The following is a 14257-nucleotide window of genomic DNA, read 5'->3' as shown; positions in this document are numbered from 1 at the left end:
GCCTTTCGTCTCAACCGAGGCGCGCATTCTACAGCGCCCCGTGTATCTGTCAAGCGGTTATTTTCAGAAGTTTTCAAAGTTTCGCTTCCGAAACATCAACAACTTCAACCACTTGCGCTTCCGATCTCTCGTTAGCGGGAGGCGAATTCTACAGCGTTACTCGCTGCTGTCAACACCTCTTTTTCACCGCTTTCGACCGAGAGGATCGAACCGCATATAGAGCCAAACAACACTGCTCTACCTGCGCCTTCCGGACTTCGATGAACTGAAGCCCTGCACCTTCGAAACCTACTTAACTCATTGAATCTCAAGGAGTTTTCCGTTTCGACTGCGCCGGAAGTGGGGCGAATTATAGACTTCCAGAATCTGCCGTCAACCCTTAATTACGCTTTTGTTGCAGAAGGGACTTTCCTACCCAGCAAACGCGGGATCCGGCGCATAACCGGCGGGACTCTAAGCATCAACAATACGGCCCCGATAAAGGCGTATATCGACCACTCCTTCAAATCAGCCCGCACGATCCACAGCATATGCAGCAACCCAAGCCCCAGAATCAGATACACCAGGCGATGCAATTTCTTCCAGCGCACGCCAAGTCGGCGCTGGCTGTAGCGATTGGATGTGACCGCCAGCACCAGCAAGCCGAGAAACCCAAGCGCCCCGACAATAATGTAAGGCCGCTTGCTCAACTCGACGCCCAACTGCGACCAGTCGAACCCCAGTATGAACGCCGCATACCCGCTTAAATGCAGCGTCACATAAGCAAAACACCACAACCCCAACTGGCGCCTGACCGCAATCCACCCCGCCCACCCCGTCAATTTTTGCAACGGCGTCATGCTCAAGGTGATCAGCAGCAAAATCAGCGTCCCCAACCCGAGCCGATCCACCAGCACTTTGCCCGGGTCTGGGCCCAACGCATTCATCAAGGCTTCGTAAAGCCAGAGCAACGGCCAGACTGCCGCGGCGATGAAGACGCTCATTCGCCAGAATGGAAAACGCATCAGTAGTCCTTCCTCAGGTCCATCCCTGCGTATAAAGAAGCGACTTCATCCTGATAGCCGTTGAACATCAGCGTATCGCGCACATTGGGACTGAACAGCCCACTGGGCAAACGACGCTCACGCGCTTGGGTCCAGCGAGGGTGATCGACCGTTGGATTGACGTTGGCATAAAAGCCGTATTCATCAGATGCGATGCTTTGCCAGGTAGTTTTCGGCTGTTCGCTCACCAGGCTGATGCGCACGATGGACTTCACGCTTTTGAAACCGTACTTCCACGGGACCACCAAGCGCAGTGGCGCGCCGTTCTGATTCGGCAACTCCCGCCCGTACATCCCGACCGCGAGGATGGCCAGCGGGTTCATCGCCTCGTCCAATCGCAAGCCTTCCACATACGGCCAGTCGATCAAGGCGAAACCGGAACGCTGCCCCGGCATGACCTTGGGGTCGCGCAAGGTTTCGAAGCGGATGTACTTGGCCTTGGAGGTCGGCTCGACCTGCTTGAGCAATGCCGAGATGGGAAAACCGATCCACGGAATGACCATCGACCAGGCTTCGACACAGCGCAGTCGATAAATCCGCTCTTCCAGTTGATAAGGCTTCATGAAGTCTTCCAACCCATAGCGCCCCGGCTTACCCACCTCCCCGTCCACGACCACGCTCCAGGGTTCGGTCTTCAAGGAGCCGGCATTGGCTGCCGGGTCCCCTTTGTCGGTCCCGAACTCATAGAAGTTGTTGTAATGGGTCGCGTCCTTGAACGGTGTGATGGACTCGTTCTTGACCGTGACCGCCTCCCACTGGATGGAGGGCAATTTCTCGGCGAACCAGGACGGCGCCTTGCCCGGCTCGACCTCGGCATAACGCGCCGCTTCAGCAGCGCTGGCCCATCGCGGCAAGCTGCTCACGGCGAGACCCGCCATGGTTGCACCGAGCATCTGACGACGGGATAGATAGAGGGATTCGGGCGTGACGTCCGATTCACGGCAGTCGGACGACTTGGGGATCTTGATCAGCATGACAACTCCGCAGTATTGGAGGGCAGATGCACCAATAGACTGCGGAGTATGGGGGAAATTACATTAAGGCAACGTTTAGCGTCGGCGAAGACGCAACAAATATTGCACCGGGCCGGAAGCGGCATAGGCGAGGAACACCAGCAGCAGGATACGCGGCGGATCACTGAACACCACCGCGAATACCAGCACCACCGCCAGAATCGCCACGAATGGCACACGGCCCTTCAGATCCAGCTCCTTGAAGCTGTTGTACTTGATATTGCTGACCATCAGCATCCCGGCCGCGGCAACCAGCAGCGCTACCAGGAACGACATTTTCGAACCCTGGATGCCATAGTCGCTGAATGCCCAGACCACACCGGCCACCACACCCGCCGCGGCCGGACTGGCCAGGCCGATGAAGTAACGTTTGTCAGCCTTGCCGACCTGGGTGTTGAAACGAGCCAGGCGCAACGCCGCACCCGCCACATAGATGAAGGCAACCATCCAGCCGACCTTGCCCATGTCCCCCAGCGCCCAGCCGAACGCCAGCAAGGCGGGAGCCACGCCAAACGCGACCATGTCGGACAGTGAATCGTACTCGGCGCCGAACGCGCTCTGGGTATTGGTCATGCGGGCAACACGCCCGTCCAGGCCATCGAGCACCATGGCGACGAAGATGGCAATGGCGGCGAAGGCGAAGTAACGGCTCGCCCCTGCGCTATCACCGGCGCTCAAGGCAGCCTGGGCACTCATGGAGTTGATGATGGAATAGAAACCGGCGAACAGGTTCGCGGTGGTGAACAGGTTCGGCAGCAGATAGATGCCACGATGCCGGACCTTACGGCCTTCAGCGTCATGGCCTTCTTCGACGTGCTCATCGATGGGCAACAGGCTTTCGGCGTCAGGAGCCTGGTTTGGCTCGTCGGGACGTTCGCTCATGGGCAATACCTTGCAACGGTGTGAAAAAATTCGACAGATGTCTGGGACGACGGTTCGGCCGCAAACGATGCAGCTTTATACCAGAACCCATCGCCCAAACGAAAAAACGCGGCCAAGGCCGCGTTTTTCGACTCAAGTTCGCGACTTAGTTCTTGGCTTTGTCGACGATCTTGTTGGCGCTGATCCACGGCATCATCGAACGCAGTTGCTCACCGATGATTTCGATGCCGTGCGCAGCGTTGTTACGACGCTTGGCGGTCATCGAAGGATAGCCGGTGGCGCCTTCGCTGATGAACATCTTGGCGTATTCGCCGTCCTGGATACGTTTCAGGGCGTTGCGCATGGCCTGGCGGGATTCGGCGTTGATCACTTCCGGACCGGTCACGTACTCGCCGTACTCGGCGTTGTTGGAGATCGAGTAGTTCATGTTGGCGATACCGCCTTCGTACATGAGGTCAACGATCAGCTTCAGTTCGTGCAGGCACTCGAAGTAAGCCATTTCTGGCGCGTAGCCCGCTTCGACCAGGGTTTCGAAACCGGCCTTGACCAGTTCGACGGTACCGCCACACAGAACGGCTTGCTCGCCGAACAGGTCGGTTTCGGTCTCGTCCTTGAAGGTGGTTTCGATGATGCCGGTACGACCGCCACCCACACCGGCAGCGTAGGACAGGGCCACGTTCTTGGCGTTGCCCGAAGCGTCCTGGTAGATCGCGATCAGGTCAGGGATACCGCCGCCTTTCACGAACTCCGAACGCACGGTGTGGCCCGGGGCCTTCGGCGCGATCATGATCACATCGAGGTCGGCACGCGGCACGACCTGGTTGTAATGGATCGAGAAACCGTGGGAGAAGGCCAGGGTCGCGCCTTTCTTGATGTTCGGTTCGATTTCATCGCGATACAGGGCGCCCTGGAACTCGTCCGGAGTCAGGATCATGACCAGGTCGGCAGCGGCAACGGCGGAAGCCACGTCAGCCACTTTCAGGCCATGGGCCTCGGCCTTGGCGACGGTGGCCGAGCCTTTACGCAGGCCGACAGTCACGTCAACGCCGGAATCCTTCAGGTTGCACGCCTGGGCGTGACCTTGGGAACCGTAGCCGATGATGGCGACTTTCTTACCCTGGATGATCGACAGGTCGCAGTCTTTATCGTAGAAAACTTTCATGAATTTCCCCTATATCCGGCCGTTCAGGCCATTCGCTAATTTGGTTAGATGCTCAGTACTTTGTCGCCACGGGCAATCCCGGTGACGCCACTGCGTACGGTTTCCAGAATCGAGGCAGTGCCGATCGATTGAATGAAGCTGTCGAGCTTGTCGCTGGTACCGGTCAACTGAACGGTATAGACGCTGGCGCTGACATCGACGATCTGCCCACGATAAATATCGGTAGTACGCTTGATCTCGGCGCGCTGGGCGCCGGTGGCCTTGACCTTGACCAGCATCAGTTCGCGCTCGATGTGAGCGCTTTCCGACAGGTCCACCAGCTTGACCACCTCGATCAGCTTGTTCAGGTTCTTGGTGATCTGCTCGATGATTTCATCGTGCCCCACGGTGGTCAGCGTCAGACGCGACAGGGTCGGGTCTTCGGTTGGCGCCACGGTCAGGCTTTCAATGTTGTAGTTGCGCTGCGAGAACAGGCCTACAACACGAGACAGCGCACCCGGTTCGTTTTCCAGAAGCAAGGAAATAATGTGTCGCATGATTAGGTACGCTCCGTCTTGCTCAGCCACATATCGCGCATGGAGCCGTCTTTGATCTGCATCGGGTAGACGTGCTCGCTGGTGTCGACCGCAATATCGATCACCACCAGGCGATCCTTCATGGCGAACGCTTCCTCCATCTTCGACTTCAAATCCTTCGATTCGGTGATGCGCACGCCAACGTGACCGTAGGCCTCCGCCAGCTTGACGAAATCAGGCAGCGATTCCATGTAGGAGTGCGAGTGACGGCTGCCGTAGCTCATGTCCTGCCACTGGCGAACCATTCCCAACACACCGTTGTTCAGGATCACGATCTTCACCGGCAAACCGTATTGCAGGCAGGTGGACAGTTCCTGGATGTTCATCTGGATGCTGCCCTCGCCGGTGACGCAGGCGACGTCGGCATCCGGGAAGCTCAACTTGATACCCATGGCCGCCGGGAAACCGAAGCCCATGGTGCCCAGGCCACCGGAGTTGATCCAGCGGTTGGGTTTGTCGAACTTGTAGTACTGCGCCGCGAACATCTGGTGCTGACCCACGTCGGAGGTCACAAAGGCATCGCCCTTGGTCACTTCGCACAGGGTTTCGATCACGGTCTGCGGCTTGATCACACTGCCGTCGCCCTTGTCATAAGGGAACAGGCCGCGATCGCCGCGCCATTCATCGACCTGCTTCCACCAACTGGCCACGGACTCCTTGTTCGGAACCTCGCCGATTTCCTTGAGGATGGCGACCATTTCGGTCAGCACGCTCTCGACAGGACCAACAATCGGCACGTCTGCCTTGATAGTCTTGGAGATGGACGCCGGGTCGATGTCGATATGGATGATCTTGGCGTTCGGGCAGAACTTCGCCGGGCCGTTGATCACACGGTCGTCGAAACGCGCACCGACCGCCAGGATCACATCGGCGTGGTGCATCGCCAGGTTGGCGGTGTAGCTGCCGTGCATGCCGAGCATGCCGATGAACTGACGGTCGGTGCCTGGGAAGGCGCCCAGGCCCATCAGCGTATTGGTGACCGGCAGGTTGAGCATTTTGGCCAGTTCGGTCAGCGGCGCGGAGCCACCGCCGAGGATCACGCCACCACCGGAGTACAGCACAGGGCGCTTGGCCGCCAGCAGCATTTCGGCTGCCTTGCGGATCTGCCCGGAGTGACCACGGACCGCCGGACTGTAGGAACGCAGCTTGGCTTTTTTCGGGAAGATGTATTCGAACTTCTCGGCCGGGTTGGTCATGTCTTTCGGGACATCGACCACGACCGGGCCCGGACGACCGGATTCAGCCAGGTAGAAAGCCTTCTTCATGACTTCCGGGATTTCCGACGCGTGCTTGATCATGAAGCTGTGCTTCACGATCGGCCGGGAGATACCGATCATGTCGGTTTCCTGGAACGCATCGGTACCCACCATGGTGCTGGGCACCTGGCCGGAGATGATCACCATCGGGATGGAGTCCATGTACGCGGTGGCGATACCGGTGATGGCGTTCGTGGCGCCAGGACCGGACGTCACCAGGACCACGCCGGCCTTGCCGGTAGCACGGGCATAACCATCAGCCATATGGGTGGCCGCCTGCTCGTGACGAACCAGGATGTGGGTCACTTCCGGTTCTTTGAACAGGGCATCGTAGACATGAAGAAGAGCACCACCGGGGTACCCGTAGATATATTTGACGCCTTCGTCACGCAAAAAGCGGACGAGCATCTCACCGCCAGATAAAAGCTCCACGTTGTTCACCTCTAAAACGCCAGAATACCGACCCACAAAAAGGGGACGGGTCTTAATAGGTTTACTTCTCGGCAGAGCATGAGCGACGGTGGTCGCCGACTACGTCAGCACTGACTGAGCAAGTATTGGGATCGTCCCAAGTGTTGCGGGCCTTTCCCACCCAGCGCGAGGTAACGCGTTGCGGGTGTAACAGGTCGGCGCGGATGTGCGCCTCATGATCTGCCGAGCGGGCCTGCTTCTGGCAGTCCCTCTACAGCGGACTTTGGATTCTTCTGTTTCGCCTCCTTCAAGTCAAGTCGTCTATGTGCTTTATTCGAAGTAAGCGCATGAGAACGCAAGAAAAAACCCTTAAACGGCAACTGTGTTAGCTTCAATTGCGCAACCCAAGACAAGGAAACAGCATGCGAATGATCTTCTTGACGGCCAGCCTGCTGGTTGGCCTGAGCCCGATATGCATGGCCGCCCAGGTCTACAAATGGGTGGATGCCCAAGGTGTCACCCACTTCGGATCCCAGCCGCCCCAGGACGCCGAGGCCACGACCGTGATCAAGTCCTCGCCATCCGTCGCCAAACCGCCCGCGCCTCCTTCCGGCGGCGTCATTGGCGACCAGAAGGCGATCGATAAAGAGGTCAAGAAACAGATTGCCGAGCAGGAAGCCCAGCTCAAGGCGTTTTGCGAGCAGGCCAGGACCAACCTGGCGCAGCTGCAGAACAACCCGCGGGTACGTGAAGACGTGGAAGGGGAAATGCGCCGCCTCAATGACGAAGAGCGGCGCCAGCGCATCGAGGAAACCCGCAAGCAGATCGATGAGCACTGCCAGTGACGTCGGTCAGCCGACGTTGCTGATCATCTGATCGAACTGCGCCAACAGCCGCTGCAACGCCACGCCCTGCCCGGGACGCTGGGCATAGACCATCTCGGCCATGGCCAGGATGCCCGAGGCGTTGGGCAGCGGCAGATCGTTTTCCAGGATGGCTTTCATCCTGGGCAGGAAAATCCATTGCAGCCACTGCTCGAAATCCAGGGTGTCGACCGCGAACGGCTCCACACTGGCCAGCGCCTCGGCCGAAGGCGATACCTCGCTCCACCAACCCTGGACCCGCAGCTCCCGCTCGATCAGCAGCAACTGATCGGCGATTTGGGGAAAACGCCTATCCATCAGAGCGAAACCTTGGCCTTTTGACGGGCCAGCGCCGCGCCAGCGGAATCGCCTTGTTTCTCACGGGCCTGGGCGATCAATTCCCACAGGCTGGCCTGAAGCGCCGGGCGACCACTGGAGAATGTCAGGCCACGGCGGGCCAGTTGTTCGGCTTGCGGCGCATCGCCCTGGGCCATGCGCACCTGGGCCAGGCGATAGAGCACCTGGGGTTCGCGCGGCGCTACACGCTGGGCGCGCTCCAGGCTGGAGGACGCACCGTTGAGGTCACCGCCGGCCTGTTGCTGTTGCGCCGTGGTCAGCAGGGCCAGCACCGGGCCGTCCAGTTGTTCATCGGCGGACAAACCACCGGAACTTGCCGACGGGACGCTGCTCGGCGTCGAAGGCATGCTGTAGCTGCCCTGATCGATCGGCGAAGTTTCGATAGGCCCTGGCGTGATCGGGCCCGGCGTGATCGGCGTGCTGCTGATCGGCACCGAGGTTGTCGCACCACCGCCGGGCACCATCACGACGACACCGGTGTCACCCTGCGGGATGGCCTGGACCTGGCCTTGCACAGGCCGCTTCACTGTCGTTTGACGGAAACCGCCGTTGGCCGAGACCCGCTCGCTGTTGGACACAGCCGTGCCGGAGTCGACGACCGGAATCGAACCGCGCTGTACGGTAGAGCAACCACTGAGCAAAGCCACGGCCGTTACCGCTGGAATCAACCACTTGTTCACTTGAAACCCTCTTTGCTTAATTCATCCAGTCCTTGACCCAATCCATCACCGATTCGGCGGGATTCGTGCCGCCACAGGCTGCACCGGGTGGCGGTTCGCTGCCGCGAATATACGGCATCTGTACGGCGCCCGGGCAATTGGCGTCGGAGCCTTGGCCAGTGCGCGAATCGACCCAGGCCTGGACGATGTTGTCCGGTTGCGGCATGTCCAGCGGCAACGGGTCGGCCTTGCGCATGAAACTGGTCCAGACCTGCAACGCGCCAGTGGCGCCGGTGAACGGGGTCTTGCCGTTGTCATCGCGTCCGAGCCAGACCACCGCCAACAAGTCCTGGCTGAAACCGGCGAACCAACTGTCGCGCGAGTCGTTACTGGTCCCGGTCTTGCCCGCCAGGGTCAGGGTCCGGGGCAACACGTTATAAACCGAACTGCCGGTGCCTTCACGCATGACCCGCTGCATCGCGCTCTGGATCAGATAAATGGAGGCCGGATCGAAGCGCTGCTGGATCTGGAACGGATAACGCTTGAGCGGCTCGCCATCGGCGGTCAGCACGCTGCGGATCCCGCGCATCGGCGTATTGAAACCGCCGTTGGCCAGCGTCTGGTACATCGCCGCCACTTCTATCGGCGTCAGCCCGCCCGCCCCCAGCAACATCGACGGGAAAGCCGGCAGTTCGCGGCTTACGCCCAGGCGCGCGAGGGTCTTGAGTACGTTCGGCACGCCGACTTCCAGCCCGAGGCGAGCCGTCGACAGGTTGTAGGAATGCGCCAACCCCTGATAGAGGAACACCGTGCCGTGGGAACGACGATCATAGTTCTGCGGTTTCCAGACCTGGCCATCCGCGCCCTTGACCGAGAACGCCTCGTCCGACAGCCAACTGGTCAGCGTGTACTGGCTCGGTTTCTCCAAGGCGGTGAGGTACACCGCCGGCTTGATCAGCGAGCCAATCGGACGCACCGCATCCAGGGCCCGGTTGAAGCCGGCGAAACTGGCCTGGCGGCTGCCGATCATGGCTTGGACTTCGCCGGTTTCCGGGTTGGTCACCACCATGGCCGCTTCGACTTCGTCGGCACCCTTGCGTCCGCCCAGCCGTTTGAAGGTGTCCTCGACCGAGGCTTCGGCCTTCATCTGCAGGATCGGGTCGAAACTGGTGAAGATGCGCAAGCCTTCTTCGGTCAAGTCTTCGTCGCGGTAGTCTTCCCGTAGCTGACGCTTGACCAGGTCCATGAAGCCGGGGAACGAACTGTCCGCCAGGCTGCCACGCTTGGTCACGCCCAACGGCATCTTTTTCGCGGCTTCGACTTGCTCGGCCGTCGCCACACCTTGTTGTTGCAGCAGGTCGAGCACCAGGTTGCGCCGCTGGAGGGCACGTTCCGGATTACGACGCGGGTTGTAGGAAGACGGCCCCTTGACCATGCCCACCAGCAACGCCACCTGATGCAGCTTGAGCTCGGACAGCGGCTGGCTGAAGAAGAACTGGCTGGCAAGGCCGAAACCGTGCACCGCCCGTTGACCGTCCTGGCCGACGAAGACCTCGTTGAGGTACGCCTCCAGAATCTCCTGTTTGTCGTAGTGCAGCTCCAGCAACAGCGCCATCATGGCTTCGGTGAGCTTGCGGGTCAGGCTGCGCTCGTTGGTCAGGTAGAAGTTCTTGACCAGCTGTTGGGTCAGGGTACTGCCGCCCTGGCGCATATGACCCGAAGAGGTGTTGATCCAGATGGCCCGGGCGATCGACTTGGGCGAGACGCCGAAGTGATGATAGAAGTCGCGGTCTTCGACGGCGATCAGCGTGTCGAGCAGGAACGGCGGCACCTGGTCGATCTTGATCAGGATCCGGTCTTCGAGGTTCTTGGGGTACAGGCCGCCAATGAGCAGCGGTTCAAGGCGCACCACCGACAGGCTCGCGTTGTTGGCGCCGGTCAGCGCAGCCACATAGTCACCGGAAAAACGCACCCGCACCGGTTGCGCCTGTTCCATGCCTTCATAGAACTGGAAACCACGGGTGTTGAGGTCGATGGTATTGCCATTGACCGAGGCCGCACCCGGGCCATTGGCCACGCTTTCACGGCGATAACCCAAGGCATCGAGTTCGGTCAGGAAGTCGTCCTTGCTCAGCTTTTGTCCGACGAACAGCTCCAACGGCCGGGCATAGACCTTGGCCGGGATGGTCCAGCGCTTGCCGGAGAATTTCTCCTGGACCACGGCATCGAGATAGACCGCAAAACCGGCGAGCACGACGAGGCCCACCAGGCTGAGTTTAAGGGCCCAGCCCAGCCAGGGCCGCAGGCGGCTGGCGGGTGGTTTCTTGGGGGTACGGGGGGATCGGGTACGAGTCATGGCGGCGGATTATACGCACTTTGCCGCGGTTCAACATGAGCCCGCCACGCGGTTTGCGTTAGCGCGGCTTGCCGCCATAATGACGGCCTTGAATTTTCTCAGACTCTGAAGGACCGCCCGTGAGCCAATCCCTGATCGCCGCCTTGCAAAACCCGGCCCTCTACCCACATCCCGTCGAAGCGTTCCAGGTCATCGAAACCCACATTTCCTGGGTATTGCTCACTGGGCCTTACGCCTACAAATTCAAAAAGCCGGTCAACTTCGGCTTCCTCGATTTCACCAGCCTCGAGGCGCGCCAGCATTTCTGCAGAGAAGAGTTGCGCCTGAACCAGCGCCTGACCCAAGACCTGTACCTGGACGTCCTGCCGATTACCGGTAGCGTCGAAGCACCACAACTGGGTGGCGACGGTCCGGCCATCGAATACGCCCTGAAGATGCGTCAGTTCCCGCAAAGCCAATTGCTCAGCACGTTGCAAGCCAACGGCGAACTGACCACCGCGCACATCGACGAAATGGCCGCCCAGATCGCCCAGTTCCACCTCTCCACGCCCGAGGTGCCCGCCGAAAACGCCGCCGGTACCCCGCAAAGCGTGATGGCGCCGGTGCTGCAGAACTTCGAACAGATCCGCCCGTTCCTCAACGACAAGGCCGACCTGCTGCAACTCGAAGCGTTGCAAGCCTGGGCCGAAAGCAGTTTCGAACGCCTCAAGCCGCTGCTCACCCAGCGCAAGGCCGAAGGCTTCATCCGCGAATGCCACGGCGATATCCACCTGGGCAACGCCACTGTGATCGACGGCAAGGTGGTGATTTTCGACTGCATCGAGTTCAACGAACCGTTCCGTTTCACTGACGTCTACGCCGACACCGGCTTCCTGGCGATGGACCTGGAGGACCGTGGTCTCAAGTCCCTGGCGCGGCGTTTCGTCAGCCAGTACCTGGAACTGACCGGCGACTACCAGGGCCTGGAACTGCTGAACTTCTATAAAGCCTACCGCGCCCTCGTCCGGGCAAAAGTCGCGCTGTTCAGCATGCCGGCCGAAGCCGATCCGGTGCAGCGCGCCACCACCCTGCGCCAATACCGCAACTACGCCAACCTGGCCGAAAGCTACAGCACCATTCCATCGCCTTTCCTGGCCATCACCCACGGTGTTTCGGCCGTTGGCAAAAGCCATGTCGCGATGCGCCTGGTAGAGGCACTGGGCGCCATTCGCCTGCGCTCGGACGTGGAGCGCAAACGCCTGTTCGGCCAGCAACAGGTTCCCAACGATCCACAAGCCGGCATCTATAGCAACGACGCCAGCAGCGCCACCTACGCCCGCCTGCATGAAGTCGCCGCGGCGATCCTGCGCGCCGGATTCCCAGTAGTGATCGACGCCACCTACCTCAAACACGATCAGCGCGACGCCGCGGCAAAAGTCGCCGAGGCCACGGGCGCTCCGTTCCTGATCCTCGACTGCGACGCGCCGCAAGCGGTCATCGAAAGCCGGCTGGCACAGCGCCAGGCCGACCAACAAGACCCCTCCGATGCGAACCTGGCAGTCATCGCCGCACAACAGTCCAGCCGTGAAGCCCTGACCCCGGCGGAAATTCTCTGCAGCAAACGGGTCCAAACCAACGAAAGCGGTACGCTCGACGTCGTGGTCGCGCAGATCCGCCAGCGCCTGCCAGGCCTGTAGATCATTATTTCGGCCGTGAAGCGATGTCCGGCTTCACGGCTGTCAAATAGTGGCACTATACTGGCGTCATAAAACCATCAGGTGATATGAAATGAGCCTTCCCAAACTTCTCGGTACCCCGCTTTATGCCTTGCTGCGCAAAGATGATATCGCCGGGTTCAACAGCGAACGCCCACAAGGTCCGGTCGACATGCGCGGCGGCGATTTTCGAGGCCTTGACCTGCGGGAACTGAACGCGGACGACGTTGACTTCAGCGACGCCTACTTCCGCTCCGCCGATTTGCGCGGCATCGATTTTCGCAAGTCGTCGTTGGAAGGCGCGAGCCTGGCCCATGCGCAGATATCCGGCGCCTACTTTCCGCCCGAACTGTCTGCGGATGAAATCCTGATGTCGATGAACTTCGGCACCCGGCTGCGCTACCGCACCCGCTGACAGTGCCTGAACCGGGCCGGCCGACGCGCGGACCCGCCACGACCGAACGGACCTCCAGCGCCCCCGCTTGCGCTGGAGAATGCAGTCTTTTCCCTCCTCATCGTGCGTAATGCATTAGAAGCTTTTGCATCGAATCCCACCAAAGAATCACGCTTTTCCTACTGACCGCTACACTGCTCAGAAGCTTGCCCACCGCACCAGTCGGCCGTCGCAAGGAGGCTCGATGAATGATGAACTGCAACACCTGAAGAATCTGGGCAAGACGTCGGCCCAGTGGCTGCACGCCGTGGGTATCCACAGCGCTTCCGATCTACGCCGGCTTGGGGCGGTGGACGCCTATCGCGCGGTGCGCACGCGCGGCTTCCGGGCGTCCAAGGTGTTGCTGTACGCCATCGAGGGTGCGTTGATGGATGTGCATTGGAACGACATCCCCGCTGAACGCAAGGAAGCCCTGAATAAACAGCTGGACGCCATTTCGACGCGTCACAAAGCCTGATGCCCTTTCGTTTCCAGTGCGAACCCTGGCCGCGAGGTTATTTCGACGAATCGCAAAAACAATGTTTGACATGGTAATGAGAATCGCTATGATTACCACATCCAGTCGCGAGACTGGCCGATATTTGAACAGCCCTTGGTTCGGACTCTCAGATATCTCCTCATCAGGCTAATCACGGTTATTTGACCCGGCTCTTGCCGGGTCTTTTTTTGCCTGCGATATCACTTACCGATGTGTTCACGCATCTGCGCACAATAATCCTGGGGCGGCATGGCCTGGGTGTACCACACGTAGTCCGCCATGGCCGACGTCACGTCACTGCCCTCCTCGGCCAACATCAGGACGATCGGAGCCTCGCTGGCACCAAGGTCCAACGCGTGCAGCGGCGCGCCGACATCTTTTCGCCCATGCCAGGCGCCCGCGAACAACAATGCCGGTGTCGGCGCTTGCAGCAGGCGTTCGGCCATGCGCCGGTCACGCTGTTGCTGCACGGCCAGCATCGGTGGCATTTGCGACTCTGGCGGCAAACCACAGTGGGATTCACGGATCTGCCCCAACAACGCGTCTTTCACCGTGGCGGCATTGGCGCGCGCGCCCATCAAGCTGGGCGTTTGTCGGTAGAAACGCTGGATCTCGGCGGGGTCCAGATTGGCGGCCAGCAATGGATAGCGTTGCGCCAGGGCAAACTCGACGATGGGTCCGTACAGGCTCCAATCCCAGCCGGGGGACCAGGCCAGCGCGTCGGGCAGGTCCTTGGGCAAGGCGGGCAGTTGGCGGACCGAATCAACGCGTGGCTGTTGGGAGGGGGTGAGCATTTCCAGCAACAGGCTGCCCTGGGCCCGCTGTCCGGCCAAGGCCTGGAGCAGCCATAGCTGCAGCGCGTGGTGGTCAGGATTGTCGTGCCGCTCCCCTACCACCACCCGAGGCGCCTTTGCCAGGCGTTCGACCAGTGCCTGTGGCGTCACGGCCTGGCCGTTGTGCAAATCACGAATCCGTCCGCCGAGCGGGGGCGGGGCGATGCTCTGGCACGCCGTCAATACACTCAATGCCAGAATCAGGAGCAGGCGCACGTCCG

The 14257-nt window shown here is 60.3% G+C and carries 14 protein-coding genes; 4 read left to right on the top strand and 10 right to left on the bottom strand.

What is annotated here, in order from left to right; translation table 11 throughout:
- Window positions 1–383: 383 nt before the first annotated feature.
- The 6 genes from msrQ to BLQ55_RS23510 all read right to left on the bottom strand — a co-directional run bounded on the left by msrQ (window position 384) and on the right by BLQ55_RS23510 (window position 6363).
- Window positions 384–1004, bottom strand: coding sequence for a protein-methionine-sulfoxide reductase heme-binding subunit MsrQ (msrQ, locus tag BLQ55_RS23535; protein WP_092204282.1), 621 nt, complete (start codon window positions 1002–1004; stop codon window positions 384–386).
- Window positions 1004–2017: a protein-methionine-sulfoxide reductase catalytic subunit MsrP gene (gene msrP / locus BLQ55_RS23530; protein ID WP_092257406.1), complete on the bottom strand. Its 1014-nt coding sequence runs from the start codon at window positions 2015–2017 to the stop codon at window positions 1004–1006. Before msrP ends, msrQ begins: the two co-directional genes overlap by 1 nt.
- A 75-nt stretch (window positions 2018–2092) precedes the next feature.
- A complete protein-coding gene (gene pssA, locus BLQ55_RS23525) occupies window positions 2093–2938 on the bottom strand; it encodes a CDP-diacylglycerol--serine O-phosphatidyltransferase (RefSeq protein ID WP_092204280.1) in 846 nt (281 codons plus the stop codon).
- Between the two features lie 145 nt (window positions 2939–3083).
- Complete coding sequence (gene ilvC, locus BLQ55_RS23520) at window positions 3084–4100, bottom strand: ketol-acid reductoisomerase (RefSeq protein WP_024779611.1); 1017 nt, start codon at window positions 4098–4100, stop codon at window positions 3084–3086.
- Between the two features lie 44 nt (window positions 4101–4144).
- Entirely contained in the window at window positions 4145–4636 is a 492-nt protein-coding gene (gene ilvN / locus BLQ55_RS23515; RefSeq protein ID WP_003205610.1) for an acetolactate synthase small subunit, read from the bottom strand.
- Window positions 4637–4638: 2 nt separating this feature from the next.
- The gene (locus tag BLQ55_RS23510) at window positions 4639–6363 is read right to left on the bottom strand and encodes an acetolactate synthase 3 large subunit (protein WP_060743130.1); all 1725 of its coding nucleotides are present in this window, start codon (window positions 6361–6363) and stop codon (window positions 4639–4641) included.
- A 401-nt stretch (window positions 6364–6764) separates the two neighbouring features.
- On the opposite strand from BLQ55_RS23510, the gene BLQ55_RS23505 reads away from it, so the two are divergent.
- Window positions 6765–7187, top strand: a complete 423-nt coding sequence (locus tag BLQ55_RS23505) for a DUF4124 domain-containing protein (RefSeq protein WP_175459562.1) — start codon at window positions 6765–6767, stop codon at window positions 7185–7187.
- A 6-nt stretch (window positions 7188–7193) separates the two neighbouring features.
- Here BLQ55_RS23505 and BLQ55_RS23500 read toward each other — a convergent pair whose 3' ends face one another.
- The 3 genes from BLQ55_RS23500 to mrcB are packed head-to-tail and all read right to left on the bottom strand — an operon-like array spanning window position 7194 to window position 10577.
- The gene (locus BLQ55_RS23500; protein ID WP_092204278.1) at window positions 7194–7523 is read right to left on the bottom strand and encodes a YqcC family protein; all 330 of its coding nucleotides are present in this window, start codon (window positions 7521–7523) and stop codon (window positions 7194–7196) included.
- A complete protein-coding gene (locus tag BLQ55_RS23495; protein WP_092204277.1) occupies window positions 7523–8242 on the bottom strand; it encodes a tetratricopeptide repeat protein in 720 nt (239 codons plus the stop codon). Before BLQ55_RS23495 ends, BLQ55_RS23500 begins: the two co-directional genes overlap by 1 nt.
- 16 nt (window positions 8243–8258) lie before the next feature.
- Window positions 8259–10577, bottom strand: coding sequence for a penicillin-binding protein 1B (gene mrcB / locus BLQ55_RS23490; protein WP_092257400.1), 2319 nt, complete (start codon window positions 10575–10577; stop codon window positions 8259–8261).
- A gap of 119 nt (window positions 10578–10696) precedes the next feature.
- On the opposite strand from mrcB, the gene BLQ55_RS23485 reads away from it, so the two are divergent.
- The 3 genes from BLQ55_RS23485 to BLQ55_RS23475 all read left to right on the top strand — a co-directional run bounded on the left by BLQ55_RS23485 (window position 10697) and on the right by BLQ55_RS23475 (window position 13182).
- On the top strand, window positions 10697–12253 hold the full coding sequence (locus BLQ55_RS23485) for a bifunctional aminoglycoside phosphotransferase/ATP-binding protein (RefSeq protein WP_092257397.1): 1557 nt from the start codon (window positions 10697–10699) through the stop codon (window positions 12251–12253).
- A gap of 91 nt (window positions 12254–12344) precedes the next feature.
- Entirely contained in the window at window positions 12345–12686 is a 342-nt protein-coding gene (locus BLQ55_RS23480; RefSeq protein WP_060740600.1) for a pentapeptide repeat-containing protein, read from the top strand.
- 223 nt (window positions 12687–12909) lie between these two features.
- On the top strand, window positions 12910–13182 hold the full coding sequence (locus tag BLQ55_RS23475; protein ID WP_003205623.1) for a TfoX/Sxy family protein: 273 nt from the start codon (window positions 12910–12912) through the stop codon (window positions 13180–13182).
- Window positions 13183–13403: 221 nt separating this feature from the next.
- Here the strand turns inward: BLQ55_RS23475 and BLQ55_RS23470 are convergent, their stop codons facing one another.
- Entirely contained in the window at window positions 13404–14252 is an 849-nt protein-coding gene (locus BLQ55_RS23470; protein ID WP_092257394.1) for a ChaN family lipoprotein, read from the bottom strand.
- Window positions 14253–14257: the final 5 nt, after the last annotated feature.

This window comes from Pseudomonas sp. NFACC13-1, from assembly GCF_900104425.1.
Taxonomy (GTDB): Bacteria; Pseudomonadota; Gammaproteobacteria; order Pseudomonadales; family Pseudomonadaceae; genus Aquipseudomonas; species Aquipseudomonas fluorescens_AA.
The sequence above is the reverse complement of the archived record's forward strand: the minus strand, read 5'-3'. Positions and strand labels throughout refer to the sequence as shown.

Coding starts and splice junctions, on each gene's coding strand:
- msrQ (WP_092204282.1), bottom strand. CDS start 1,004: ATGCGTTTTCCATTCTGGCGAATGAGCGTCTTCATCGCCGCGGCAGTC.
- msrP (WP_092257406.1), bottom strand. CDS start 2,017: ATGCTGATCAAGATCCCCAAGTCGTCCGACTGCCGTGAATCGGACGTC.
- pssA (WP_092204280.1), bottom strand. CDS start 2,938: ATGAGCGAACGTCCCGACGAGCCAAACCAGGCTCCTGACGCCGAAAGC.
- ilvC (WP_024779611.1), bottom strand. CDS start 4,100: ATGAAAGTTTTCTACGATAAAGACTGCGACCTGTCGATCATCCAGGGT.
- ilvN (WP_003205610.1), bottom strand. CDS start 4,636: ATGCGACACATTATTTCCTTGCTTCTGGAAAACGAACCGGGTGCGCTG.
- BLQ55_RS23505 (WP_175459562.1), top strand. CDS start 6,765: ATGCGAATGATCTTCTTGACGGCCAGCCTGCTGGTTGGCCTGAGCCCG.
- BLQ55_RS23500 (WP_092204278.1), bottom strand. CDS start 7,523: ATGGATAGGCGTTTTCCCCAAATCGCCGATCAGTTGCTGCTGATCGAG.
- mrcB (WP_092257400.1), bottom strand. CDS start 10,577: ATGACTCGTACCCGATCCCCCCGTACCCCCAAGAAACCACCCGCCAGC.
- BLQ55_RS23480 (WP_060740600.1), top strand. CDS start 12,345: ATGAGCCTTCCCAAACTTCTCGGTACCCCGCTTTATGCCTTGCTGCGC.
- BLQ55_RS23475 (WP_003205623.1), top strand. CDS start 12,910: ATGAATGATGAACTGCAACACCTGAAGAATCTGGGCAAGACGTCGGCC.